This window comes from Streptomyces sp. NRRL S-340 (genome assembly GCF_000720185.1).
Taxonomy (GTDB): domain Bacteria; phylum Actinomycetota; class Actinomycetes; order Streptomycetales; family Streptomycetaceae; genus Streptomyces.
Genome location: NZ_JOIY01000004.1, coordinates 288,146 through 311,008, shown reverse-complemented (window position 1 = coordinate 311,008; position 22,863 = coordinate 288,146). Strand labels below are relative to the sequence as shown.

The window sequence follows — 22,863 nt, the reverse complement described above, 5'->3', positions numbered from 1 at the left end:
ACCCCCCGACACCCCCCGCGTCCTGGGATCTTTGGAGGTGAGCCGCCGTGGCACTCTCGATTTCGGCGGTGGTGCTGCTGGCGATCATCGTCTTCTTGCTGATCAAGAAGTCGGGGCTGAAGGGAGGTCACGCGGTCGTGTGCGTCCTCCTCGGCTTCTACCTGGCCTCTTCGACGGTCGCCCCGACGATCAGCGAACTGACCAAGAACGTGGCGGGGATGATCGGCAGCCTGAAGTTCTGAGGCCGGCCGGGCGGCTCCGGGCGGACTGAGCGGGCTCCGCCGGACCCCGGCGTCCCGCCGTCGTCTTCTCCCGGAGAGGCGGGGGGCGGCGAGGCCGCAGGCTTCCCGCCGTCCCTGGGCATCCGGCGCGACGCGGACGGTCCGGCCTGATTCGGGTTGAGGCCGTCCGGGATCCCCTTGATACAAATGATCGATCGGTCCTTCCTTTCGCGCCCGGCGGCTCTGGCGCCGTGCTGCGCGGCGGAGGAGCCGACGAAACGTATCTGCGTGGGGCGGCGGAGCGTGAGCGGACGTGTCGGCCATCGGCACGGACGCGACGGCCCTGTGGGACGCGGGCGCGCGCATCGACAGCACCTTCAACTCCCTGTCGGCGTACTGCAAGGCCCCCGAGGCGGAGAAGCTGTTCGCCACGACGAAGCCGGTGGCCGCGGCGGGCGACGAACTCTGCGACGAGCTGGGGACCGTCGCGAGCGCCCTGGCCGCGTACGCGGACGAGGTACGGCCGCTGGTGGCCACACTGGACCGGCTGCGCCAGGAGGCCCGCGCCTTCCGTGCGTCGGTCGCGCACGACGACGACTGGCGGGAGGACGGCGACAAGGTCGAGGAGAACAACGACCGCCGCTCGCAGGTCGACGCCGCCTGGGCCGCCTTCCAGGCCGCCGAACGCGACTGCCACGCCAAGATCGTCAAACTCGTCGGCGGCGATCCGCTGACGGTGGACGACGGTTCGCACGAGAAGGGCATGTACGGCTACCGGGCCGAGGACCTCGACCAGGCGCAGGGCCTGCCGTGGGGCGACCCGGTCGACGAGGAGACCCCCTGGTACCGGATCGACCAGCACGCCTGGAACTTCGTCAAGGGCTTCTTCGTCGACGGCGTCTGGGGCACCATCCGCGGCCTGGGCACCCTCGTGGGCGTGGACGGCTGGGACACGGCCGGACAGGCCTGGAAGGGCCTGGGACAGCTGCTGACGGGCATCGCGCCTGAGAAAGGAACGCTGGAATTTACAGCGGCTATCAATACCGACGGTTCGACATCAGCAAGGGGACTCTCTCGTGACCGTACATATTTCCCGGCACGGGCTGGCGGACGGGCCGGAGGCGGAGCGGTACTCGGAGCGTCTGAGCGGGCACTTGGCGGAGAAGGTCGAAGATCTTGAAAGCTCCTCCGAGCTGATCGATTCGACGTTCAGCGCGAGTCTGCTGCTGCTGTCCGCCCGCTGTGTGACCGACCCGTCGGCGGCGGCGGTGGAGACGTGGGAAGCGGCGGTCACCGCCATGCAGCTGGGTTCCGCGCTGTTCGCGGTGACCGGGGCGAGCGAGGGGACGGTCGAGTGCCGGATCGACAGGAAGGTGCGGAGCCTTCCTGCTGTCGGTCCGCTGTCCACCGCGGACGCGGGCAACTGGCTCACCGCTTTCTGGCTGGCCGTCATCTGCCGTGAGCGGCAGCGGATGACGGAGTTGTGTGAGATCCCGTTGGAGCGGCTGCGGTCGCCCGAGGGGCAGTACGACGAGTACGTCTACCACTGGGTGGACACGTTGCAGACGTACTGGCTGCGGCGCCCCGGTCTGGTGGAGAAGCTGACCGCCACCTTCGAGGCGTCGGACCCGGCGGTGGCCACGATCGCTCCCCGCGACCTGCTCCAGGGCATCCTGTATCCGCCGATCAACCTCTTCTACCACTTCGTCCGCAGGGACGAGGAGGGCTTCACGCCCGCTCTGGTGGACGCCCTCAAGCTGCACCAGATGTACTGGACGCTGAACGAGGACCGGGCCCGCGACATCGACGGCAGCATCGCTCTCGGTCCGCTGGCCATCGCCTCCCTGGCCTACGACGGCAAGATGCCCATCGGCGTCGAGTCCGAGTACCTGCCCAGGCACCTGCTGCAGCACGACTGGCTGGGGGAGTTCCCGACCTGAGAGGCCGGCCGCGTGCGGCTCGCCGTTCGGCCGGACGAGCCCCGCGCCGTCATGCTCCGGACGCGTACGGGACGAAGTCCGTGGTGCCATACCGCAACCCAAGGATGCGGGGCTGCCTCAGACCGGAAGTCGGGCGACCGTTGAAAGCACGCCCTCGGAGCCCCCACCGCCGTACCGTCCGTGAACGTCAGCGACTCGGTCTTGCCGCCCAAGCCCGGGGGCACTCCCCCTCTTGGTACGACCAAGAGGCCGCGCCGGTACGCGACTTCAGCGTGCTGCTGTCCTCCGCGCCGCGAGGTGCCCGGCTCGTCCGGCGGCTCGCGGCCGACCGGCTCCGCGCGTGGGGCGTCGCCGGCACCCCCTGCGAGACGGCGCGCCATGTCGTGGCGGAGCCGACGGCGAACGCGGCCGCGCACGGCCGCCTGCCGGGCCGCGGCTTCCGCCTCACGCTCTACGTCGTCGGGCGCACGCTGCGCGTCGAGGTGACCGACACGCGAGGTGACCGGCAGCCGGTGCTGTCCGAGCCCGACCGGGCTCCCGTAGCGGAGTCCGGCCGCGGACTGCTGCTCGTCGACGCCCTCGCCGACCGCTGGGGCGTCGCCGAAGGCCGCTTCCCACGCAAGACGGTCCGGGCCGGACTACGCGTGCCGTAACCAGAACTCATGTTCTCCCGTTACCGAAGTGACAAGAATCCGGTATTGAAAGAGCGAACCAGGAACCGCATGGTCAACTCGTCCCACGAGGCGATGCACCGCATCTTCCAGGAGTACCCCGGCTTGTTCGCCGGGGTTTCCAAGGTCCTGGGTCTTCCGTTCGTCCAGCCCACATCCATGGCGGTTCTGCCCAGCGATCTCACCGAGATCCAGCCCGTCGAGCGCCGGGTCGACACGCTCTTGCGTTTCGACTCGGACGACGAGCCGCTCCTGGTGGCCGTGGAGGCACAGCGCGGGAAGGACCCGGACAAGCCCGCCAGCTGGGCGTACTACCTGTCCTACCTCTACACGAAGTACAAGGTCCCGCCCTTGCTGCTCGTCGTCTGCCAGGACCGGGCCACGGCCGAGTGGGCCGCCCGGCCGGTGGACATCGGGCCCCGGCAGTGGCCCGCCCTCACGCTGCACCCCCTGGTGGCCGGGCCCCACAACATGCCTGTGATCACCGACCCGGCCGAAGCCCGTGAGGATCTGGCGCTGGCCACGCTGTCCGTCATCACCCACGCGAAAGAACCCGCCGTCGATGGGATACTGAAAGCCCTGTCCGCTGCTTTGCGGGGCGTGCCCGAAGCGTTCGCCGGCCCGATCATCGAATTCACCGCACAAGGCCTGGGCAGCAGTCGCCGGGCCGCAGAGATCTGGAGGAACCTGGTGGCCGTGGACCTCTCCTTCTACAAGTCGTACCTCGCCGAAGAAGTCCGTGCGGAAGTCCGCGCGCAAATCCAGGACGAGGTCCGCGCGCAAATCCAGGACGAGGTCCGCGCGCAGGTACAGGAAGAGGCCCGTGCGGAGAGCCTTGTCCGGAAAGGCGCCGAGGACATCCTCCTCGTCCTGGAGACCCGCGGACTCGACGTGTCCGGCGCGGTCCGTGAACGCGTCACCGCCTGTGACGATCCCGAACTGCTGCGGCGCTGGCTCACCCGTGCCGTGACCGTGCCGGTTGCCGAACAGATCTTCGAGTAGCGGAGTCTCCGGGGGGACGCGGGGCGAGGCGGGCCTGGGCCGGTGCCGCGTCCTGTGCCTCGTAGGGTGGAGGCATGACGGAACTGCCCGATCGGCGTCTGCTGCTGGTGCACGCGCACCCCGACGACGAGTCGATCAACAACGGCGCGACCATGGCACGCTACGCGGCCGAGGGCGCGCTGGTGACGCTCGTGACCTGCACGCTGGGGGAGCGGGGTGAGGTCATCCCGGACGGGCTGCGGCACCTGGGCGGGGCCGAGCTCGGCGCGCACCGGCGGCAGGAGCTGGCCGCCGCCATGGGAGAACTCGGGGTCACGGACTTCCGGCTGCTCGGCGGCGCCGGACGCTACCAGGACTCCGGGATGATGGGCCTGGCCGACAACGACGACCCGGACTGCTTCTGGCAGGCCGGTGTCGACGCGGCCGCCGAGCACCTCGTCGCCGTGATCCGCGAGGTCCGTCCGCAGGTCCTCGTCACCTACGACGACAACGGCGGCTACGGCCACCCCGACCACATCCAGGCCCACCGCGTCGCCATGCGCGCCCTCGATCTGGCCGCCGACCCCGCCGTACGGCCCGACCTCGGCGCGCCCTGGCGGATCGCGAAGGCGTACTGGAACCGGATGCCGCGTTCCGTCGCCGAGGCCGCCTTCGCGCGGCTCGGCCGGGAGCTGCCCGGCCTGCCCTTCGCCGAGGCCGCCACCCTCGACGACGTCCCCGGTGTCGTCGAGGACGAGCGCGTCACCGCGCGGATCGAGGGCGGCCCCGCCCACGCCGCCGCCAAGGCCGCCGCCATGCGCGCCCACGCCACCCAGATCGAGGTGGCCGAGCCGTACTTCGCGCTCTCCAACCAGCTCGCGCAGCCCCTCTTCACCACCGAGTACTACGAGCTGGTACGCGGCGAGGCGGGCACCGGCGGAGCCGGCGGTGCCGAGAGCGATCTGTTCGCGGGGACCGAGGAAGGGGCGGCAGCCCGATGAGTACGTCCGGACGCCGGCCCGCGCAGAGCGGCGGCGGTTCCATGCTGGCGCAGCCCCTCAAGCCGCCCTCCGCCGGGCGGGCCGCCGCCTTCCTGGGGCTGTTCGTGCTCGGCGCGGTGGTCGGCGTCGCCGGGGCGCTGGTCCAGGCCGCCTGGTTCCCCGGCGGGCTCCTCCTCGCCCTCGCCGGATCCGCGGGGCTCTTCCTCGGCGGTGCGCGGGCCCTGCGCGGCCGCGGCGGGGCCGTGGCGGGCGCGGCCGGCTGGCTGGTCGCCGTCATGCTGCTCACCGCCAGCCGCCCGGAAGGCGACTTCTTCTTCGCCGCGGGCGGCGGCTCCTACCTCTTCCTGCTCGGCGGCATGGCCGTGGCTGTGATCTGCGCCACCTGGGGCGGCGGGAGGCAACCGGAAGGCCGCGAAGCCCGACTTGGCGAATGACGTACTACTTCTTCCCCAAGTCCCCGTGCGGGTCCGGTGTGGGTTTCCCCGGCGGTCCCGGGATAAGGGCCTGAAGTGGCCAGTATGGTGGTGCGCGCCGCCGAGCTTCCCCCAAACGCTCGACTGCGCTCGTGCAGGGGGGACCCCCACGCGAGTGAGGTCGTGACGGGCGGCGGAGCCAACCGGGAGAACCTGCCTTGAGTCGTGAAACTGACACTCCGTCCTCCGGGCCCAGCGGGCGCGGGGGAGCCGCCTACCCTTCGGGGACCCCGCCGTACGGTGTGCCGGCGCCCTCCGACGACGGTGCGGCCGCGGGCCGTTCGGCCACGCAGCCGGAGGAACGCAAGACCGAGACCACGCTGACGACCCGGATCCGGATCAACATCCCCGGATCCCGGCCGATTCCGCCGGTGGTCGTCCGCAAGACCGTCGCCGAGGGCGGCGAGGCCGAGCAGTCCGGCAGCCGGACCGAGGCGACCGAGAGGTCCGCGGGGACCGGTGACCGGCCGGCCGTCCACGGGACCCGGCCGGGCGACGGCAGCGACGTGACCGGCCTGGCCGGGAGCGCCGGCGACGGCGCCCCCCGCCGTGACGACGCCCGCGGTGACGTACGGCCCTCGGGCGGTGCCCCGGCGCCCTCGGGCGGCGGCAGCGCGCCGTCCGGCGCCGAATCCGCCGCCCCGGCCGAGGAGAAGGCGACCAGCGACTGGTTCGCGCCCCGCAAGTCCCCCGCGGGCAAGGGCGGTCAGGGCGGCGGCGCCACCAACGGCGCGGGGCTCCCGGGCGGTTCGGACGCGGGCGGCGCCTTTGTGAACGGTGCGGGTTCCTCCCGCGGTTCCGGTACCGGATCATCCGCCTCCGGGCCCTCCGGTACGGGTCCCTCCGGTGCGGCATCCTCCGGCGTGAACGGTTCCGGTGGCACGCGGCCGGGTGCCGCCTCCCGCCCGGGCGGTGTCGTCGGCTCCATGCGGGCGCCCGGCGGAGCCTCCCGCCCCGGCGGCGGCAAGGGCTCCGCCCTGCCCGGCGCCACCGGCGGTCCGGTCGCACCGGGCCACGGCGGCGGCACCGGTTCCTTCGACGTCACCGAGGCGCTGGCCGCGGGCCCGTTGTCCGGTGGCTCCCGTCCCGGCGGCGAACCGCGCCGCGACGACCTGCCCTTCTTCACCGGCAACGGCCAGGGCGGTCAGGGCGGCCCCGGGGGGCCCGGCGGCCCCGGCGGTTTCGACGGCGCGGGCGTCCCCGGCGGACCCGGCGGCCCGGGCGGTTCGCCCGGCCCGGCCGGACCGACCGGCGGCCCGGTGACCGGCGACGGCCCCCTGCTGCCCGACGGCGGCACCCCCGCGGGAGTCCCCGGCACGCCCGCGGCACCTGGCGCGCCCACCGCGCACCCGGGATCCGCCCTGCCCGGCGGCGGTCTGAGCGACGACACCGCGATCCTCACCCCGCAGAAGCCCGCTCCCGAGCCGGGCGCGGGCGGCCACGCCCACCGGCCGGACAACGTCTCCGGACACACCGTCACCAGCGGCATGCCCGTCGTGTCCCCCGGGAACGGCGGCGGCAGCCACGCGGGCGGCGAGGCCGACTCACCCTTCCGTCCGGTCGCTGGCGGCCCCCGTACGGGACCGTCCACGCCCCCCGCCTCGTCCGAGCCGGGCCGGCAGAGCACCGGTTCGCCGGGGAAGTCCGCCAAGGCGGCCAAGGCGCCCAAGAAGAAGGGCCGCAGCAAGGTCGCGCTGCTCGGCGGCCTGGTGGTCGTCGCCGCGGGCGTCGCCTACGGTGCCGGACTGCTGATGAACCACTCCGACGTGCCCAAGGGCACCACCGTGCTCGGCGTGGACGTCGGCGGCGGCAGCCGCGACGACGCCGTCAAGAAGCTCGACGACGCCTTCGGCAAGCGCGAGAAGCAGCCGCTGAAGCTGTCCGTCGACGGCAAGACCGTCAGTCTCCGGCCCGACCAGGCGGGACTCCAGCTCGACACCCAGGCGACGGCGAGCGCGGCGGCGCGCAGCGACTACAACCCCGTCTCCGTGATCGGCTCGCTGTTCGGCAACCACCGGGTGGTCGAGCCGCAGATGCCGGTCGACGAGGAAAAGCTCCAGGCGGCCCTGCAGAACGCGGCGGGCGGCGCCGGCTCGGCCACCGACGGCACCATCCGGTTCGAGCCGGGCAAGGCCGTCGCCGTGTACGGCAAGACGGGCAAGGGCATCGACGCCGCCCGTTCCGTGCAGGCGGTCGAGCAGGCGTACCGCACCCAGGTCGAGACCGGCACGGCCGCACCCGTCCGGGTTGCGACCACCACCCGGCAGCCGACGGTCTCCAATGCCGAGGTCGACCGGATGATGAAGCAGTTCGCCGAGCCGGCGATGTCGGCCAAGGTGACGGTGCGGGCCGACGCGACGCACGGCCTGCCGATGAGCCCGCAGAAGTCGCTGTGGAAGTTCCTCGGGGTCAAGGCGGTCGACGGCAAGCTCGTCGAGTACTACGACCAGGAGAAGCTCAAGCAGCTCTACGGCGGTGTCTTCGACGGCGTGCTGATCACGCGCGGCAACGGGCAGAAGACGCCCGTCACGGTCCAGGACGTGATCGCCGCCCTGCGGCCCGCCCTGGTCAGCAAGACCAACCGGGTCGGCATCATCGACACCAATCCGGACTAGCGGACCGCCGGCCGACGGCACAGGGGCCTTCGGAGCGCACCCGCGCACCGAAGGCCCCTCCGCCTTGGGTCTCTTCGCCGGGCGGCCCCTGCGCCGCGCCCCCGCGGCGCGCGTCCGCCGTGCCCCCCCCGCGGCGCGCTTCCCCGCCGTCACCCGTCCCGCATGACATCTGTCATCCCGTCGTCAGGACCCCCGACACTGCCGCCCGCCCGGGCCGCCCGGCGACCATGGGGACATGACGACGACAGCGCAGACCGCCACCGCGACCGCGGTGGCGGCGTTCGACCAGGTGACCAAGAGCTACGGGAACGTACGGGCCGTGGACGGGCTGAGCCTCGCCCTGTATCCGGGGGAGACCGTGGCGCTGCTCGGCCCGAACGGCGCGGGCAAGTCGACCACCCTCGACCTGCTCCTCGGCCTCAAGAACCCCGACAGCGGATCCGTCGCCGTCTTCGGGACCGGCCCGCGCGAGGCCATCGTCGCCGGACACGTGGGTGCCATGCTGCAGAGCGGCGGACTGATGGACGAGGTCACCGTCGCCGAGCTGGTGAAGCTCGCCTGCGCCCTGCACCCCAAGCCGTACAAGGCGGACGACGTGCTGGCCCGCGCGGGGATCACGCAGATCGCCGACCGCAAGGTCAACAAGCTCTCCGGCGGCCAGGCCCAGCGCGTCCGCTTCGCCCTCGCCACCGCCGGTGACAGCGACCTGATCGTGCTGGACGAGCCGACCACCGGCATGGACGTCTCCGCCCGCCAGGCCTTCTGGGCCACCATGCGCGAGCAGGCCGACCAGGGCCGTACGGTCCTGTTCGCCACCCACTACCTGGAAGAGGCCGACGCCATCGCCGACCGGGTGCTGGTGCTGCACCGGGGCAGGCTGCTGGCCGACGGCACCGCCGCCGAGATCAAGGCGAAGGCGGGCGCCCGGCGGATCGCCTTCGACCTGGAGGGCGCCATCGACGAGTCCGCCCTGCGCGGCCTGCCCTTCCTGACCTCCCTCGACGTCAGCGGCCAGACCGTCCGCATCCAGTCCACCGACGCCGACGCGACCGTCCACGCCCTGTACGGGCTCGGTGTCTACCCCCGCAACCTCGAAGTCGCCGGGCTCGGTCTGGAGCAGGCGTTCGTCGCCATCACCGAGGCCGAGGAGGCCAAGCAGTCGTGAACAGCCTGATCAAGCTGGAGATCGCCCGCTCCCTGCGCAACCGCAAGTTCCTCTTCTTCTCCGTGCTCTACCCCTCGATCCTGTTCCTGATCATCGCCGGCCAGGCCGACGGCGACGCCAGGATCGACGGCACCGCCCTGACCCTGCCGACGTACATGATGGTCTCCATGGCCTCCTTCGGCGCCCTGACCGCCGTGCTCATGGGCAACAGCGAGCGCATCGCCAAGGAGCGCGAGAGCGGCTGGGTGCGGCAGCTGCGGCTGACCACGCTGCCGGGGCGCGGCTACGTCTTCGCGAAGACCGCCAGCGCGGCCGTGGTGAGCCTGCCGTCCATCGTCGTCGTCTTCGTGGTCGCCGCCGTCGTCAAGCAGGTCCGCCTCGACGCCTGGCAGTGGCTGGCCCTCACCGGGGCGATCTGGGCCGGCAGCCTGGTCTTCGCCGCGCTCGGCGTCGCCATCGGCTACCTCGCCAGCGGCGACGCGGTCCGCCCGATCACCATGATCGTCTACTTCGGCCTGTCGCTGCTCGGCGGCCTGTGGATGCCCTCGACCACCTTCCCGCAGTGGCTCCAGGACATCGCGAAGTGGCTGCCCACGCACGCGTACGCTGCTCTGGGGCAGGCCATCGAACAGAGCCAGGCCCCGCACGCCAAGGACATCACCATCCTGGTCGTCTTCTTCGCCCTGTTCGCGGGCGGCGCGGCCTGGCTGTACCGGAAGGACACGCTGAAGGCGTGAGCGCCATGACGGACGACCGCATCGAGGAAGCCCGCGAGGACCGGCTGCTGCGCATGGGGGAGCCGCCCCGCGACCTGGGCGAGGCCTGGCGCAAGCTGCTGTGGATCCTGCCCTGGCTGATCTTCCTCAGCTCGCCGGTGCGCGACCTGGCCGCGGGCACGCACACGCCCGCGGCCACCGCCGCCGGCTGGGCCGGTCTGGCCGCCTTCACCGGGACCTACCTGGCGCTGATCTTCCGCAACATGGGCCGGCCCTTCCCGCCGCGGGTCCTGCTCTGCCTGGTCGCCGTCCTCGGGGTCCTCGCGGTGGTGCTCAGCCTGACCCTCGGCGGCGCGTGGGTCGGCCTGTTCGTGTACGTCGCGGTGGTGTGCGGCACGGCCTTCCCGCTGCGCGTCGCCTACTGGACGATCCCGCTGACCACCGCGGTGATGCTGGCCGTCGGCCGGATCGTCGGCGCGGGGGACATGTGGACGATGGTCCTGCTGGTGCTGCTCGTCGGCTTCGCGATGAGCGGCGTACGGCAACTGGTGCGCACGACGGTCGAACTGCGCCAGGCCCGCGCCACCGTCGCCCAGCTCGCCGCCAACGAGGAGCGTCTGCGCCTCGCCCGTGACCTGCACGACCTGCTCGGCCACTCGCTCTCCCTGATCACGCTGAAGAGCGAGCTGGCCGGCCGGATGCTCCCCGCCCACCCGGACAAGGCCGCCCAGCAGGTCGCCGACATCGAGCAGGTCAGCCGGCAGGCCCTGGTCGACGTGCGCGAGGCCGTCACCGGCTACCGGCGTCCCCGCCTGACCGCCGAACTGGCCGGTGCCAGGGTCGCGTTGACGGCGGCCGGGGTGAGCCCCGGACTGCCCGCCGAGCCCGACCTCACCGGCGTCCCCGAGGAGAGCGAGGCCGCGCTCGCGTGGGCGCTGCGCGAGGCCGTCACCAACGTCGTACGGCACAGCGGTGCCCGGCGCTGCGCGGTCGAGGTCGTCCGCCGCCAGACCCTGGACGGGCCGATGCTCGAACTGTCCGTGGAGGACGACGGCACGGGCGGGCCGGGCAACGGGCCCGGCAACGGCCTGACCGGCCTCCAGGAGCGCCTGGAGAAGGCGGGCGGCATGCTGGAGGCGGGCCGGGCCGGGCGCGGGTTCCGCCTGGTCGCCCGGGTGCCGGCCGCCGCACCGGGGCACGTAGGATCCCCGGCATGAGCAGCACGATCAGGGTTCTCCTCGCCGAGGACCAGTCGATGGTCCGCGAGGCACTGGCCGCACTGCTCGGCCTGGAGGACGACATCGAGGTCGTCGCCCAGGTGGCGCGCGGGGACGAGGTCGTGGCCGCCGCGCAGGCCCACGACATCGACGTGGCCCTGCTCGACATAGAGATGCCCGGCTGCACCGGCATCGAGGCGGCGGCCCGGCTCCACAAGGAACTGCCCGCGGTCCGGCTGGTCGTCCTCACCACCTTCGGCCGCCCCGGCTACCTGCGCAGCGCCATGGAGGCGGGCGCCGACGCCTTCCTCGTCAAGGACGCCCCGGCCGCCCAGCTCGCCGAGGCCGTGCGCAAGGTGCTCGCCGGTGAGCGGGTCATCGACCCCACGCTCGCGGCCGCGGCCCTCGCGGAGGGCGCCAACCCGCTGACCGACCGCGAACGCGAGGTCCTGCGCGCCGCCGCCGACGGTTCGACCAACGCGGAACTGGCCACCGCCCTCCACCTCTCCCAGGGCACGGTCCGCAACTACCTCTCCACCGCGATCCAGAAACTGGCGGTCAGGAACAGGGCGGAGGCGGTCCGCATCGCGCGGGAGAAGGGCTGGCTCTGACCGGCCGCGTCCCTGGGGGCGCGGCGCGTTCCGGTGTGCGGCCTCGCCTCGCCGCGTGAGCGCGGCCGGCCCAGCGCACCCGCTCCCGCCCGGCCGGGCACGCACGCCCGGGCACGCCCCGGCCGCTCCCGCCCGCTCGGGCACGCCCCGGCCGGGCACGTACGCCCGGGCACGCCCCCGCCCGTACCTGGGCGCGCCGCAGTCGCCGCCGGCAGCCTGTGTCAGTTCAGCCGCGCCCGCGCGGCGAGCGCCTCTCCGCGCACCCGCCGGCCGGCGCCCTCGTCCACCGCGCCCACCACATCCGCGTAGGCCTCCAGCGCCTTCGCCCCCTCGACGAAGTCGCCCCGCTCCACCAGCAGCCGGGCCCGCTCGTACCGCAGCCGCGCCGGGTGCGAGGGCAGCAGCAGGGACAGCTCGACCGCCCACAGCGCCACGTCCGACCGTTCGGGCCGGGCGGCGGCCCACACCCGGATGTTGTTCAGGATCCGCATGACGAGGTCCAGCGGCTCCGCGGGCACCAGCATCGACGGCTCCAGCGGCGCCCCCGTCGCCCCGGTGACCAGCAGCTCCGCGTCCGCCCCGGTCAGCACCCGGCCCCCGTCGAACGGGTCGGCGAGCACCTGCTGCCCGGCCGTGCCGAAGCCGACCACGAAGTGCCCCGGCAGCGCCACCCCGTACACCGGTGCTCCCGCCCGCCGCGCGACCTCCATCCACACCACGGACAGCAGGATCGGCAGTCCGCGCCGCCGCCGCAGCACCGTGTGCAGCAGGGAGGAGTCCAGCCGCTCGTAGTCCGCGGCCGAGCCGCGGAACCCGTGCCGCTCGCCGAGCAGCTCGCGCAGCGCCCGCGCCCACGCGAGGGGGCTGCCGGGCCGGTAGGGCAGTTGCCCGGCCAGCCGGTCGAGTTCCAGTTGCGCCGCGTCCAGGCCGGCCTCGTCCAGCGTCCCGTCCCCCGCCGCGCCCACCAGCAGGCACAGCGCCGCCAGGTCGGGCCGCTCCGCGCGCGCCTGGCCGGCGAAGCGCCGGCGCAGCTCGGCCGACCGGCCGGGCGGTGGGGGACTGGGATGGCGCATGGCGGGCCCGTGTCCTTTCACGAGGGGCCGGGCGCGGACGGACCCGTCCCCGCCGCCGGTCCCGGCTCGCGGTAGTGGTGGTACGTGTGGTGCGCGGCGAAGCCGAGACCGGCGTACAGCGCCCGCGCCGCGGCGTTGTCCGTCTCCACCTGGAGCCAGGCGGCCGAGGCGCCCTCGTCGAGGGCCTGCCGGGCGAGCGCGGCCAGCACGGTGGAGGCCAGCCCCTGCCGCCGCCGCGCCGGATCCACCTCGACGGCGGCGAACGAGGCCCACCGCCCGTCCACGACGCACCGCCCGATCGCGGCGGGCGGCTGACCGGCGGCCGCGCCCGGGACGGACGCGAACCACACCGAGGGCCCTGCCGCCAGGACTCTCAGGGCCACCTCGCTCACCCCCTTGCGCTGGTACCGGGCGAGCCACGCCTCGTCGGCCGTGCGGGACAGCACGGCCCCGGACGGCTGACCGGAGCCGCCCTCCGCCCGGTCCGCGACCGGCGCGAGCGCACCGGTCCACAGCTCGGCGGTCACCTCACGGGTCCAGCCGCGCCGCTCCAGCTCCGCGCACAGCGGCTCCTGCGTGCCCTCGCCGCCGGTGGCGGTCTGGACGTACGCGGGCAGGCCGCGCTCCCCGTACCAGCGTCGTACGGCCTCCAGTGCCGCGTCGAGCGGGAGGCCGGGGTCGCCGAGGGGCAGGACGGAGTTGGCCCGGCGGGTGAAGCCGGACGCCGCCCGCAGCTCCCACTGGCCGAGCCGCTCGCTCTCCACCGGCTGCCAGGCCCGCGCGGCGACACGCGCGAGTTCGGGGTACGTGGCGGCGGGGCCCCGGCGGCGGGCCGGCGCGGGGGGCACGACCTTCCCGGCCACCAGTGCGGATTCCGCGATCCGGACGGTCTCGCCGTCCTTCCGTGTGATCAGCAGCACACCGTTGTCCCATGATGTGAGAACACCGACCGTGTCGGTGAACTTCTCACCCGTTCCCCGCGGTTCGTCCAAGCGCCGTACGGAGACCCGTTTGCCCACGTCAGAAGCGGTGATGCGGACCTCAAGCCGTCCTGCCGCCCAGATTTCCACAGGTCAGTTCACCCCTCCTGTATGGATCATGCCCCGGAACGGAGATACTAGGTGCGGGCATCGACGACGCCGCGCTCCCGCGCGCCAGGCGGCGGAGCCTGTGGAGGCCCGCCAGCGCCCTATCGAGGAGGAACGACAGCGTGACCTACGTCATCGCGCAGCCTTGTGTCGACGTCAAGGACAAGGCGTGCATCGAGGAGTGCCCGGTCGACTGCATCTACGAGGGCCAGCGGTCCTTGTACATCCACCCGGACGAATGCGTCGACTGTGGTGCCTGTGAGCCGGTCTGCCCGGTCGAGGCGATCTTCTACGAGGACGACGTGCCGGAGGAGTGGAAGGACTACTACAAGGCCAATGTGGAGTTCTTCGACGAGCTGGGCTCTCCCGGCGGCGCCAGCAAGCTCGGGCTGATCGAGCGCGACCACCCGGTCATCTCCGCGCTGCCGCCGCAGGGCGAGTAACCGTCCGGTGGCCCCGCCGCCTCGGTCCCGTACGGCCTGACCGCCCCGCGCGTCGGAAGCCGTACGGGACCGAGGCGTTTTCCGTACCAGAAAGTGAGCCTCATCCCGTGTCCGCAGTCTCCGACCGTCTCCCCACCTTCCCCTGGGACAAGCTGGAGCCGTACAAGAAGACGGCCGCAGCCCACCCGGACGGCATCGTCGACCTCTCGGTCGGCACCCCCGTCGACCCGGTACCCGAGCTGATCCAGAAGGCGCTGGTCGCGGCGGCCGACTCGCCGGGCTACCCGACGGTCTGGGGCACGCCCGGGATGCGCGACGCGATCACCGGCTGGGTCGAGCGCCGGCTCGGGGCCCGCGGGGTCACCCACCGCCACGTCCTGCCCATCGTCGGCTCCAAGGAACTGGTCGCCTGGCTCCCCACGCAGCTCGGCCTCGGCCCGGGCGACACGGTCGCCTTCCCGCGCCTGGCCTACCCGACCTACGAGGTCGGCGCCCGGCTGGCCCGCGCGCAGTACGTGGCCTACGACGACCCCACCGGGCTGGACCCGGCGCGGCTGAAGCTGCTGTGGCTGAACTCGCCGTCCAACCCGACCGGCGAGGTCCTCGGCAAGGAGGAGCTGACCCGGATCGTCGCCTGGGCCCGCGAGCACGGCGTCCTGGTCGTCTCCGACGAGTGCTACCTCGAACTGGGCTGGGAGGCGGACCCGGTCTCCGTCCTGCACCCCGACGTGAACGGCGGCTCCTACGACGGGATCGTCGCCGTCCACTCGCTCTCCAAGCGCTCCAACCTGGCCGGCTACCGCGCCGCGTTCCTCGCCGGTGACCCGGCCGTCCTCGGCCCGCTGCTGGAGATCCGCAAGCACGGCGGCATGATGACCTCGGCGCCGACGCAGGCGGCGGTCGTGGCGGCGCTGGGCGACGACGCGCACGTCCGCGAGCAGCGCGAGCGCTACGCGGCCCGCCGCGCCGCCCTGCGCCAGGCCCTGCTCGCCCACGGCTTCAGCATCGAGCACAGCGAGGCCAGCCTCTACCTGTGGGCGACGCGCGGTGAGTCCTGCTGGGACACGGTGGCCCACCTGGCCGCCCGCGGCATCCTGGTCGCCCCCGGCGACTTCTACGGCCCGGCCGGCGACCGCTTCGTCCGCGTCGCCTTCACGGCCACGGACGAACGGATCGCGGCGGCCGTGGCCCGGCTCTGACGGCCCACACGCGCCGACGGGGCCCGGGGAGATCCCCGGGCCCCGTCGCGTCGTGCCGGCGGAGGTCAGCCGCCCAGCGGCAGGCCCTGGACCGGCAGGCCCTGCGTCGGCAGGCCGCCCTTCGTCGCCGTCTTCGCGGTGTCACCGAGGAGACCGGCCGCGGTGCCCGCCGTGTCGCCCGCCGTCTTCTGCGCCACCGGCGTCGTCTGCTTCACCAGCTTGCCGCCGGTCTTGCCCGCGGCCGGCACGGCCTGCTTGAGCGCCTTGCTGCCGGTGTCGCCCGCGACCCCGGTGACGTGCTGCGCCGCGCCGTCCGCGGTGTTGCCGACGCTCGCCGTGTCCAGGGCGGTCAGCCCGCCCAGGTTCGGGGTGGCCGGCAGCTGGGGCGCAGCACCGGCGGAGCCGGCCGCACCGACCCCGGCAGCCGCCCCGGCGGCGACGAGCAGCGCGGCACGGGCGATCCGGCGGGTCAGGGGGAGGGACATGTTGCTCCTTCGACGGGAGAGAACCTTGAAGTGTCCGGCCGGGCCCGGTACTTCACCGGAAGCCGCGGGGCCGTCGGTGGCCCGGCCCGGACGCAGTGACTACCGCTCGAAGCCCGCGAAGGTTGCGGCGGGGCAACGTAAAGAGTTGGCAATGCGTCGCATAATCTGCTGTGGATAAAAACGGGCAAAGGGCAACCGCGTGGAAAGCCTGCTGAATCCTTACAGCACTGCGATCCCAAGGGTTTTTGCGCACAGCCGGGTGACGGCGCGAAAACCTGCGCACACCGCCGCGCCCACCCGGCCCGCGCCACCCTGGCGGGTGAGGAACCGAACTAGTGCCCCGTCGTGATGCGGACCGCGCCGGACCCCGCGCCGGCCCCGTCGGCGTTCTTCCCGTCGGCCGCCCGCCACTCGCCCTCGGTGACCCCCGCGGTCCACTCCCGGCCCGCGTAGGACACCCGCTCGATGTGCAGCGCCGAGGCGTTGGCCACCGCCCAGTGCGCCAGCTGCCAGCCACGCTCCGCCAGACTGCGCCCGCCGCGCGAGCCGGTGTCGTCCCGCACCGGCAGCGTCACCGTCCGCTCGTCCGTGCCCGCGCCGCCGTCCGGCGCGGCCGACGGCGGCGCGGCACCGCCCCGGCCGCCCACCTGCGCACCGGCCTCCTGCACCACGTCCCGCCCGAAGTCCCTCACGAGCGCCGCCCGCACCGCCGCCGGACCGGTCGCGGCGCTGATCCCCGGACGGCCCTGGCAGGTCAGCGTGGCCGCGGCCCGCCCGGTGAGCGCGGCGGACAGCAGCGTGGCGTCCCGCTCGTGCCGGGCGTACGCCTGCGGGAAACCGCTGCGCTGCACCCGCTGCGCGGCTACCGTCAGCGGCAGCCGGGTGTAGTCGCGGACCTTGGTCAGGTGCTCGTAGAACATCCCCGCCGCGTACGCCGAGTCCATGATCTCCTTCGCCGTCCCCCAGCCCTGCGAGGGCCGCTGCTGGAACAGGCCCCGGGAGTCCCGGTCGCCGTGGTCGACGTTGCGCAGCCCCGACTCCTGCAGGGCGGTCGCCAGCGCGATCGTCACGGCCCGCTCGGGCATGCCGCGCCCGGTGCCGACGGCCGCGATCGTCGCCGCGTTCACCGCCTGCTCCGGCGTGAACTCGTACGCCCCGCCGTCCCGGTCGGCGGAGACGACCTCGCAGCCGGGACCCGTCCCGCCGGTCAGGTACTGCACCGTGAGGTAACCCGCGACCGCGAGCAGGACGGCGAGGGCCGCCCCGATTCGGAGGAGGCGGCCACGACGCTTCGGAGTGGGGGACGGCTCTGGCACGCGTACAAGGTACTGGAGAGTGACCGAGCCGCCGCGCGCGGTAGGCGGGGGCGCGGCGGCGCGGGGCCGGTCCGGGCGGACGGGCCGGCCCGGCCCGAGCGCCGCAGGTGGGCGGAGGTGCGGAGCGGCCCGGCGGGGAGGCCGGGCGCCGGTGGCACGACCCGCAGGGCAGGGCCTAGGGTCGGCGGCATGGCCGATACCCCGCTTGACCTCACGCTGGACGCCGCGCGGCTGACCGCGCAGCTCGTCGACTTCCCCTCGGAGAGCGGCACCGAGAAGCCGCTGGCCGACGCGATCGAGGCCGCGCTGCGCGCCCTGCCGCACCTGACGGTCGACCGCCTGGGCAACAACGTCGTCGCCCGCACGAACCTCGGGCACGACCAGCGCGTAATCCTGGCCGGCCACATCGACACCGTCCCCATCGCCGACAACGTGCCGTCCCGGCTGGACGACGACGGGGTCCTGTGGGGATGCGGCACCTGCGACATGAAGTCCGGCGTGGCCGTGCAGCTGCGCATCGCGGCCACCGTCCCGGCCCCCAACCGCGACCTGACCTTCGTCTTCTACGACAACGAGGAGGTCGCCGCCGAGCTGAACGGCCTCAAGCACATCGCCGAGACCCGGCCGGACTGGCTGGCGGGCGACTTCGCCGTCCTCCTCGAACCCTCCGACGGCCAGGTCGAGGGCGGCTGCCAGGGCACCCTGCGCGTCCTGCTGAAGACCCGGGGCGAGCGGGCGCACTCCGCGCGCGGCTGGATGGGCTCCAACGCCGTGCACGCCGCCGCGCCGATCCTGCGCACGCTGGCCGGGTACCGGCCGCGCCACCCGGTCATCGACGGCCTGGAGTACCGCGAGGGCCTCAACGCGGTCGGCATCTCGGGCGGCGTGGCGGGCAACGTCATCCCCGACGAGTGCGTCGTCACCGTCAACTTCCGCTACGCGCCCGACCGCAGCGAGGAGGAGGCGGTCGCCCATGTCCGCGAGGTCTTCGCCGACTGCGGCGTCGAGGAGTTCGTGATCGACGACCACAGCGGCGGCGCGCTGCCCGGCCTCGACCACCCGGCCGCCGCGGCCTTCATCGAGGCGGTCGGCGGCACCCCGCTGCCCAAGTACGGCTGGACGGACGTCTCCCGCTTCTCGTCGCTCGGCGTCCCCGCCGTCAACTACGGTCCCGGCAACCCGCACTTGGCGCACAAGCGGGACGAGCGGGTGGAGACGGAGAAGATCCTCCTGGGCGAGGAGCGGCTGCGGGCGTGGCTGACGAGCTGACCCGGCGGCCACGAACCCGACCGACCGAGGTCCCCCGCCGGTAACCCGCGGAGATCTACGCTGAGGTGGAACGACCGCACGTGGAGGGAGCGCACATGCCGACAGGCAACCCCGAGGGCAAGAAGCAGCCACCGGAGGAGCAGCGCCTGGGACCGGTGCTCCGGCGCCGGGGCCAGGTCCAGGCCAGCACCACGGACCAGCGGCTGCTGGACGAGCGCGCCCCCACCGACTGGGTGCACACCGACCCCTGGCGGGTGCTGCGCATCCAGTCGGAGTTCATCGAGGGCTTCGGCACACTGGCCGAACTGCCCCCGGCCATCAGTGTGTTCGGTTCGGCGCGCACCCCGGTGGACTCCGCGGAGTACGAGGCAGGGGTGCGGCTCGGGCGGGGCCTGGTCGACGCGGGCTTCGCGGTGATCACGGGCGGCGGCCCGGGCGCGATGGAGGCGGCGAACAAGGGCGCCTGCGAGGCCGGGGGCATCTCGGTCGGCCTGGGCATCGAGCTGCCCTTCGAGCAGGGACTGAACCCCTACGTCGACATCGGCCTCAACTTCCGTTACTTCTTCGTCCGCAAGATGATGTTCGTGAAGTACGCGCAGGGCTTCGTGGTCCTGCCCGGCGGCCTCGGCACGCTCGACGAACTCTTCGAGGCGCTCACCCTGGTGCAGACGCAGAAGGTCACCCGCTTCCCGATCGTCCTCTTCGGCAGCGCCTACTGGGGCGGCCTGGTCGACTGGCTGACCCACACCCTCATCGCCCAGGGCAAGGCGGCCGAGGCCGACCTGACCCTCTTCCACGTCACGGACGACGTGGAGGAGGCGGTGGCGCTGATGTCGAAGGAAGCGGGCAAGTAGAGCGCCGTCGAACAGGGGCGCGGGGAAGCGCCACGAGCCGCCGCCGGCGTGCAGCCGAAATCCGGGACGCACGGGGGCCCGGGGGCGAAGCCCCCAGGTCCGGGCGGGAAGGGGCGGCGGGGGCGCAAACGCCCTACGCCAGCCCCCGCCGGGCCACCGCCGGCCCCCGGTGCCCCGCGATGGCCGCCACCATGTCCACCACCTGCCGGGTCTCGGCGACCTCGTGCACCCGGTACACCTGGGCCCCCAGCCACGCCGACACCGCGGTCGTCGCCAGCGTCCCCACCACCCGCTCCTTCACCGGCCGGTCCAGCGTCTCCCCGACGAAGTCCTTGTTGGACAGCGACACCAGCACCGGCCACCCCGTGGCGACCATCTCGTCCAGCCGCCGTGTCGCCTCCAGACTGTGCCGCGTGTTCTTCCCGAAGTCGTGCCCGGGATCGATCAGCACCGACTCCCGCGGCACCCCGAGCGCCACCGCCCGCTCGGCCAGCCCCACGGTGACCTTCAGGATGTCGGCCATGACGTCGTCGTACGTCACCCGGTGCGGCCGGGTCCGCGGCTCGGCGCCGCCCGCGTGCGTGCACACCAGCCCCACCCGGTACCGGGCGGCGACCTCGGCGAGGCGCGGGTCCACGCCGCCCCACGCGTCGTTCAGCAGATCCGCGCCGGCCTCGCACACCGCCTCGCCGACGTCCGCCCGCCAGGTGTCCACGCTGATGACGACGTCCGGGAAGCGCCGCCGCACCTCGGCGACGAAGCCGACCGTGCGCCGCGCCTCCTCCTCGGCCGTCACCTCCGCGCCGGGTCCGGCCTTCACCCCGCCGATGTCCACGATCGCGGCCCCCTCGGCGACCGCCTGCTCCACCCGCGCGAGGGCGGGCTCGTCGCGGAACGTCGCCCCCTGGTCGTAGAAGGAGTCCGGGGTCCGGTTGACGATCGCCATGATCACCGGCTCGTGGGCGCCGAATTCACGCCTGCCCAGCCTGAGCATCCGCTGTGACCTCTTCTCGTACGTTCCGGTCTTGGGCCGCCTGCGACCCTAACCGTCAGCGTCGCATGGCACGATCGGACCCTGACACGTACGACAGACTCCGTAACTCCGTGGGGACCTCAGCGATGGTGATGTTCTTGTTCCTGGTCGTCGCGCTCGCGGTCGTCGTCGCCGCGGTGACCCTCGCGGTCGTGGGCGGCGGGAGCGGCGGCCCGCTGCCCGAGGCGGCGCCCGAGCGGCTGCACGACCCGCTGCCGCCGGACCGCCCGGTGGACCACACCGACGTGGAGAGCCTGCGCTTCCCGCTCGCCGTCCGCGGTTACCGCATGGCCGATGTGGACGACGTCCTCGGCCGGCTCGGCGCCGAACTCGCCGAGCGCGACGCCCGGATCGCCGGCCTGGAGTCCGCGCTGGCCGGCGCCCGGTCCGCCGCGGCCCCCGTACGCCTGACCAAGCCGGACCTGCCGGGAGCGGAGGACCACCGGTGACGGACGGAGCGGCGACCGGGGACGCGGCGGCCCAGAGCCCGGTGACCGACACGGCGGCCGGGACCGCCCGGACGGGCCCGGACGGCGCCCGGCGCTGCCCCTGGGCGCTGTCGGCGCCCGAGTACGTGGCCTACCACGACGAGGAGTGGGGCCGTCCGGTCCACGGCGACGACGCCCTCTTCGAACGGCTCAGCCTGGAGGCCTTCCAGTCGGGACTGTCCTGGATCACGATCCTTCGCCGCCGCCCCGGCTTCCGGGCCGCCTTCGCCGGCTTCCGGATCGCCGCGGTGGCGGAGTTCACCGACGCCGACCGCGAACGCCTGCTCGCCGACACCGGGATCATCCGCAACCGCGCCAAGGTCGACGCCACCCTCGCCAACGCGCGCGTGCTCGCCGCGTGGTCCCCGGGCGAGCTGGACGACCTCATCTGGTCCCACGCCCCCGACCCGGCCACCCGGACGGCCCCGCGGACCCTCGCGGACGTCCCGGCCGTCACCGAGCGGTCCACGGCCCTGTCCAAGGCCCTCAAGAAGCGCGGCCTGCGCTTCGTCGGCCCGACCACGGCGTACGCCCTGATGCAGGCGTGCGGGCTGGTCGACGACCACCTCGCGGACTGCGTGGCACGCCGCCGCCCCTGACCCGGCCCGCAGGGGCGGCGCGGCCGCGGCCCGCGGGTCAGCGGCCCAGGTACTTCGGCTTCTCCTTGCCGACGAACGCCTGGACGGCGATGGCGTGGTCCTCGGACCGGCCCGCCCGCGTCTGCAGCTCGTCCTCCTTGTCCAGCGTCTCCTGGAGGGAGTGCGTCAGGCCGTAGGCCACCGACTCCTTGAGCGCCGCGTACGCCAGCGTCGGGCCCGCGGCCAGCTTCCGCGCGGTCCGCTCGGCCTCGGCGCGCAGCTCGGCCGCCGGTACCACCCGGTCGGCGATCCCCAGCTCCAGGGCCTCCTGGGCGTTCACGGTGCGCGGGAAGAGCAGCAGGTCGGTCGCGCGGCCGGCGCCCACCACCCGCGGCAGCGTCCAGGAGATGCCCGAGTCCGCGGTGAGCGCGACGCCCGCGAAGGACGTGTTGAAGGACGCGGTGTCGGCGACGATCCGGTGGTCGGCGGCGAGCGCGAAGCCGAAGCCCGCCCCGGCGGCCACCCCGTTCACCGCAGCGACCACGGGCTTGGCCGCACCCGCCAGCGCCCGCACGATCGGGTTGTAGTGCTCCCGCACGGTGCTCATCGTCTGCCCCGACCCGCTCTCCCGGTCGGCGGCCAGCAGCCCGATGTGCTCCTTGAGGTCCTGGCCCACGCAGAACGCCCGGTCACCGGCGGCGGTCAGCAGCACCGCCCGTACGGCGGTGTCGGCCGCCGCGGATTCGGCCGCGTCCCGCAGCGCGACCTTGGCCGCGATGTTCAGCGCGTTCATCGCCTCCGGGCGGTTCAGCGTGATCGTCGCGAGCCCGTCGCTCACCTCGTAGAGCACGGTGTCGGCCATGGGGCATCCCCTCCGGTGTCGGCTCCGGCGTACCGGTCGGTACGTCCTGTGTCCGAGGGACAGCATGACGGAGATCACCGGCCCGGGCGCGGAGCGGGCGTGTGACCTGCGTCAAAGAATCCGGGTGGGCCGGGAGCCGGAAGGCGCGGGCGCGGGTGCGCAGTATCGCAGTCACATCCCCGAATTGAGTGGTTTTGCTCGCGCGCGTTGCCCAAGCGATGCCTACCGATGTTGGTCATCGGGTCCTGAGATGCGGGATAATGGCTGGGAAGCAATGTGTTCGATGCCGGTGTCGCGTGTCCTGGGCCGTTTTGCGGGTGGACCGCGCGCGTGCCCTTTCGGTACGCCGTCGGCTTTGACGATGAGCTGGGTTTCAGGAAGGGGAACGAGCATGGCGGCCATGAAGCCGCGGACGGGTGATGGCCCGCTCGAGGTCACCAAGGAGGGGCGGGGCATCGTCATGCGCGTTCCGCTCGAAGGCGGCGGTCGACTCGTCGTCGAGCTGACCCCTGACGAGGCCGACGCGCTCGGCGACGCCCTCAAGAAGGTCGTCGGCTGACGCGG

The 22,863-nt window shown here is 73.5% G+C and carries 25 protein-coding genes; 19 read left to right on the top strand and 6 right to left on the bottom strand.

Going from position 1 to position 22,863, the window contains the following annotated elements:
• Positions 1-47 precede the first annotated feature (47 nt).
• The 12 genes from IG64_RS04605 to IG64_RS04550 all read left to right on the top strand — a co-directional run bounded on the left by IG64_RS04605 (position 48) and on the right by IG64_RS04550 (position 11,611).
• A complete protein-coding gene (locus tag IG64_RS04605; RefSeq protein WP_037852162.1) occupies positions 48-242 on the top strand; it encodes a membrane protein in 195 nt (64 codons plus the stop codon).
• A gap of 292 nt (positions 243-534) precedes the next feature.
• Positions 535-1,401 (top strand): hypothetical protein, encoded by an 867-nt coding sequence (locus IG64_RS04600; RefSeq protein ID WP_037852161.1) that lies wholly within the window; start codon positions 535-537, stop codon positions 1,399-1,401.
• Positions 1,298-2,161: an immunity 49 family protein gene (locus IG64_RS04595; RefSeq protein ID WP_037852159.1), complete on the top strand. Its 864-nt coding sequence runs from the start codon at positions 1,298-1,300 to the stop codon at positions 2,159-2,161. The genes IG64_RS04600 and IG64_RS04595 overlap by 104 nt, the downstream gene beginning before the upstream one ends.
• Before the next feature lie 272 nt (positions 2,162-2,433).
• Positions 2,434-2,814 (top strand): ATP-binding protein, encoded by a 381-nt coding sequence (locus tag IG64_RS04590; RefSeq protein ID WP_037852254.1) that lies wholly within the window; start codon positions 2,434-2,436, stop codon positions 2,812-2,814.
• A gap of 69 nt (positions 2,815-2,883) precedes the next feature.
• Positions 2,884-3,834 (top strand): hypothetical protein, encoded by a 951-nt coding sequence (locus tag IG64_RS04585; protein WP_037852157.1) that lies wholly within the window; start codon positions 2,884-2,886, stop codon positions 3,832-3,834.
• Positions 3,835-3,908: 74 nt separating this feature from the next.
• Positions 3,909-4,814, top strand: a complete 906-nt coding sequence (gene mshB, locus IG64_RS04580) for an N-acetyl-1-D-myo-inositol-2-amino-2-deoxy-alpha-D-glucopyranoside deacetylase (protein WP_037852155.1) — start codon at positions 3,909-3,911, stop codon at positions 4,812-4,814.
• On the top strand, positions 4,811-5,248 hold the full coding sequence (locus IG64_RS04575; RefSeq protein WP_037852154.1) for a DUF6113 family protein: 438 nt from the start codon (positions 4,811-4,813) through the stop codon (positions 5,246-5,248). Before mshB ends, IG64_RS04575 begins: the two co-directional genes overlap by 4 nt.
• Before the next feature lie 197 nt (positions 5,249-5,445).
• On the top strand, positions 5,446-7,902 hold the full coding sequence (locus IG64_RS41035; protein ID WP_037852152.1) for a hypothetical protein: 2,457 nt from the start codon (positions 5,446-5,448) through the stop codon (positions 7,900-7,902).
• Positions 7,903-8,137: 235 nt separating this feature from the next.
• A complete protein-coding gene (locus IG64_RS04565; protein ID WP_037852149.1) occupies positions 8,138-9,067 on the top strand; it encodes an ABC transporter ATP-binding protein in 930 nt (309 codons plus the stop codon).
• Entirely contained in the window at positions 9,064-9,804 is a 741-nt protein-coding gene (locus IG64_RS04560; RefSeq protein ID WP_037852146.1) for an ABC transporter permease, read from the top strand. Before IG64_RS04565 ends, IG64_RS04560 begins: the two co-directional genes overlap by 4 nt.
• Positions 9,801-11,000, top strand: coding sequence for a sensor histidine kinase (locus tag IG64_RS04555; RefSeq protein WP_420709881.1), 1,200 nt, complete (start codon positions 9,801-9,803; stop codon positions 10,998-11,000). The genes IG64_RS04560 and IG64_RS04555 overlap by 4 nt, the downstream gene beginning before the upstream one ends.
• Positions 10,997-11,611: a response regulator transcription factor gene (locus tag IG64_RS04550; RefSeq protein ID WP_037852142.1), complete on the top strand. Its 615-nt coding sequence runs from the start codon at positions 10,997-10,999 to the stop codon at positions 11,609-11,611. Before IG64_RS04555 ends, IG64_RS04550 begins: the two co-directional genes overlap by 4 nt.
• A 221-nt stretch (positions 11,612-11,832) precedes the next feature.
• Here IG64_RS04550 and IG64_RS04545 read toward each other — a convergent pair whose 3' ends face one another.
• Both IG64_RS04545 and IG64_RS04540 read right to left on the bottom strand, forming a co-directional pair.
• Positions 11,833-12,684: a transglutaminase-like domain-containing protein gene (locus IG64_RS04545; RefSeq protein ID WP_037852139.1), complete on the bottom strand. Its 852-nt coding sequence runs from the start codon at positions 12,682-12,684 to the stop codon at positions 11,833-11,835.
• 17 nt (positions 12,685-12,701) lie between these two features.
• Positions 12,702-13,754 carry a GNAT family N-acetyltransferase gene (locus IG64_RS04540; protein WP_037852137.1) on the bottom strand — a complete coding sequence of 351 codons (1,053 nt, stop codon included), beginning with the start codon at positions 13,752-13,754 and terminating at the stop codon, positions 12,702-12,704.
• A gap of 140 nt (positions 13,755-13,894) precedes the next feature.
• Between IG64_RS04540 and fdxA the strand changes: the two genes are divergently transcribed.
• Both fdxA and IG64_RS04530 read left to right on the top strand, forming a co-directional pair.
• Positions 13,895-14,215 (top strand): ferredoxin, encoded by a 321-nt coding sequence (fdxA, locus tag IG64_RS04535; RefSeq protein WP_037852134.1) that lies wholly within the window; start codon positions 13,895-13,897, stop codon positions 14,213-14,215.
• Between the two features lie 107 nt (positions 14,216-14,322).
• A complete protein-coding gene (locus IG64_RS04530) occupies positions 14,323-15,414 on the top strand; it encodes a bifunctional succinyldiaminopimelate transaminase/glutamate-prephenate aminotransferase (RefSeq protein ID WP_037852131.1) in 1,092 nt (363 codons plus the stop codon).
• A 65-nt stretch (positions 15,415-15,479) separates the two neighbouring features.
• Here IG64_RS04530 and IG64_RS04525 read toward each other — a convergent pair whose 3' ends face one another.
• On the bottom strand, positions 15,480-15,899 hold the full coding sequence (locus IG64_RS04525; RefSeq protein ID WP_037852128.1) for a hypothetical protein: 420 nt from the start codon (positions 15,897-15,899) through the stop codon (positions 15,480-15,482).
• A gap of 332 nt (positions 15,900-16,231) precedes the next feature.
• Complete coding sequence (locus IG64_RS04520) at positions 16,232-17,215, bottom strand: heavy metal transporter (protein ID WP_078883780.1); 984 nt, start codon at positions 17,213-17,215, stop codon at positions 16,232-16,234.
• 189 nt (positions 17,216-17,404) lie between these two features.
• On the opposite strand from IG64_RS04520, the gene dapE reads away from it, so the two are divergent.
• Complete coding sequence (gene dapE, locus IG64_RS04515; protein ID WP_037852125.1) at positions 17,405-18,484, top strand: succinyl-diaminopimelate desuccinylase; 1,080 nt, start codon at positions 17,405-17,407, stop codon at positions 18,482-18,484.
• 95 nt (positions 18,485-18,579) lie between these two features.
• On the top strand, positions 18,580-19,338 hold the full coding sequence (locus IG64_RS04510; protein WP_037852122.1) for a TIGR00730 family Rossman fold protein: 759 nt from the start codon (positions 18,580-18,582) through the stop codon (positions 19,336-19,338).
• A 133-nt stretch (positions 19,339-19,471) separates the two neighbouring features.
• Here the strand turns inward: IG64_RS04510 and folP are convergent, their stop codons facing one another.
• Positions 19,472-20,332 carry a dihydropteroate synthase gene (gene folP, locus IG64_RS04505; protein ID WP_037852119.1) on the bottom strand — a complete coding sequence of 287 codons (861 nt, stop codon included), beginning with the start codon at positions 20,330-20,332 and terminating at the stop codon, positions 19,472-19,474.
• 131 nt (positions 20,333-20,463) lie between these two features.
• Here folP and IG64_RS04500 point away from each other — a divergent pair, with 131 nt between their 5' ends.
• Positions 20,464-20,820: a DivIVA domain-containing protein gene (locus IG64_RS04500; RefSeq protein ID WP_063758754.1), complete on the top strand. Its 357-nt coding sequence runs from the start codon at positions 20,464-20,466 to the stop codon at positions 20,818-20,820.
• Between the two features lie 41 nt (positions 20,821-20,861).
• Positions 20,862-21,458 (top strand): DNA-3-methyladenine glycosylase I, encoded by a 597-nt coding sequence (locus IG64_RS04495; RefSeq protein ID WP_037852252.1) that lies wholly within the window; start codon positions 20,862-20,864, stop codon positions 21,456-21,458.
• 37 nt (positions 21,459-21,495) lie between these two features.
• On the opposite strand, the gene IG64_RS04490 is transcribed toward IG64_RS04495, so the two are convergent.
• Positions 21,496-22,299 (bottom strand): enoyl-CoA hydratase/isomerase family protein, encoded by an 804-nt coding sequence (locus tag IG64_RS04490; protein WP_037852114.1) that lies wholly within the window; start codon positions 22,297-22,299, stop codon positions 21,496-21,498.
• Positions 22,300-22,690: 391 nt separating this feature from the next.
• Between IG64_RS04490 and IG64_RS38320 the strand changes: the two genes are divergently transcribed.
• Positions 22,691-22,858: a DUF3117 domain-containing protein gene (locus tag IG64_RS38320; RefSeq protein ID WP_003966491.1), complete on the top strand. Its 168-nt coding sequence runs from the start codon at positions 22,691-22,693 to the stop codon at positions 22,856-22,858.
• Positions 22,859-22,863: the final 5 nt, after the last annotated feature.

What these genes read in the sequence shown, in the direction of transcription:
- IG64_RS04585 (WP_037852157.1), top strand. Translation starts at nt 2,884, where the DNA reads ATGGTCAACTCGTCCCACGAGGCGATGCACCGCATCTTCCAGGAGTAC.
- mshB (WP_037852155.1), top strand. Translation starts at nt 3,909, where the DNA reads ATGACGGAACTGCCCGATCGGCGTCTGCTGCTGGTGCACGCGCACCCC.
- IG64_RS04575 (WP_037852154.1), top strand. Translation starts at nt 4,811, where the DNA reads ATGAGTACGTCCGGACGCCGGCCCGCGCAGAGCGGCGGCGGTTCCATG.
- IG64_RS04565 (WP_037852149.1), top strand. Translation starts at nt 8,138, where the DNA reads ATGACGACGACAGCGCAGACCGCCACCGCGACCGCGGTGGCGGCGTTC.
- IG64_RS04550 (WP_037852142.1), top strand. Translation starts at nt 10,997, where the DNA reads ATGAGCAGCACGATCAGGGTTCTCCTCGCCGAGGACCAGTCGATGGTC.
- IG64_RS04545 (WP_037852139.1), bottom strand. Translation starts at nt 12,684, where the DNA reads ATGCGCCATCCCAGTCCCCCACCGCCCGGCCGGTCGGCCGAGCTGCGC.
- IG64_RS04525 (WP_037852128.1), bottom strand. Translation starts at nt 15,899, where the DNA reads ATGTCCCTCCCCCTGACCCGCCGGATCGCCCGTGCCGCGCTGCTCGTC.
- dapE (WP_037852125.1), top strand. Translation starts at nt 17,405, where the DNA reads ATGGCCGATACCCCGCTTGACCTCACGCTGGACGCCGCGCGGCTGACC.
- IG64_RS04510 (WP_037852122.1), top strand. Translation starts at nt 18,580, where the DNA reads ATGCCGACAGGCAACCCCGAGGGCAAGAAGCAGCCACCGGAGGAGCAG.
- folP (WP_037852119.1), bottom strand. Translation starts at nt 20,332, where the DNA reads ATGCTCAGGCTGGGCAGGCGTGAATTCGGCGCCCACGAGCCGGTGATC.
- IG64_RS04500 (WP_063758754.1), top strand. Translation starts at nt 20,464, where the DNA reads ATGTTCTTGTTCCTGGTCGTCGCGCTCGCGGTCGTCGTCGCCGCGGTG.
- IG64_RS04490 (WP_037852114.1), bottom strand. Translation starts at nt 22,299, where the DNA reads ATGGCCGACACCGTGCTCTACGAGGTGAGCGACGGGCTCGCGACGATC.
- IG64_RS38320 (WP_003966491.1), top strand. Translation starts at nt 22,691, where the DNA reads ATGGCGGCCATGAAGCCGCGGACGGGTGATGGCCCGCTCGAGGTCACC.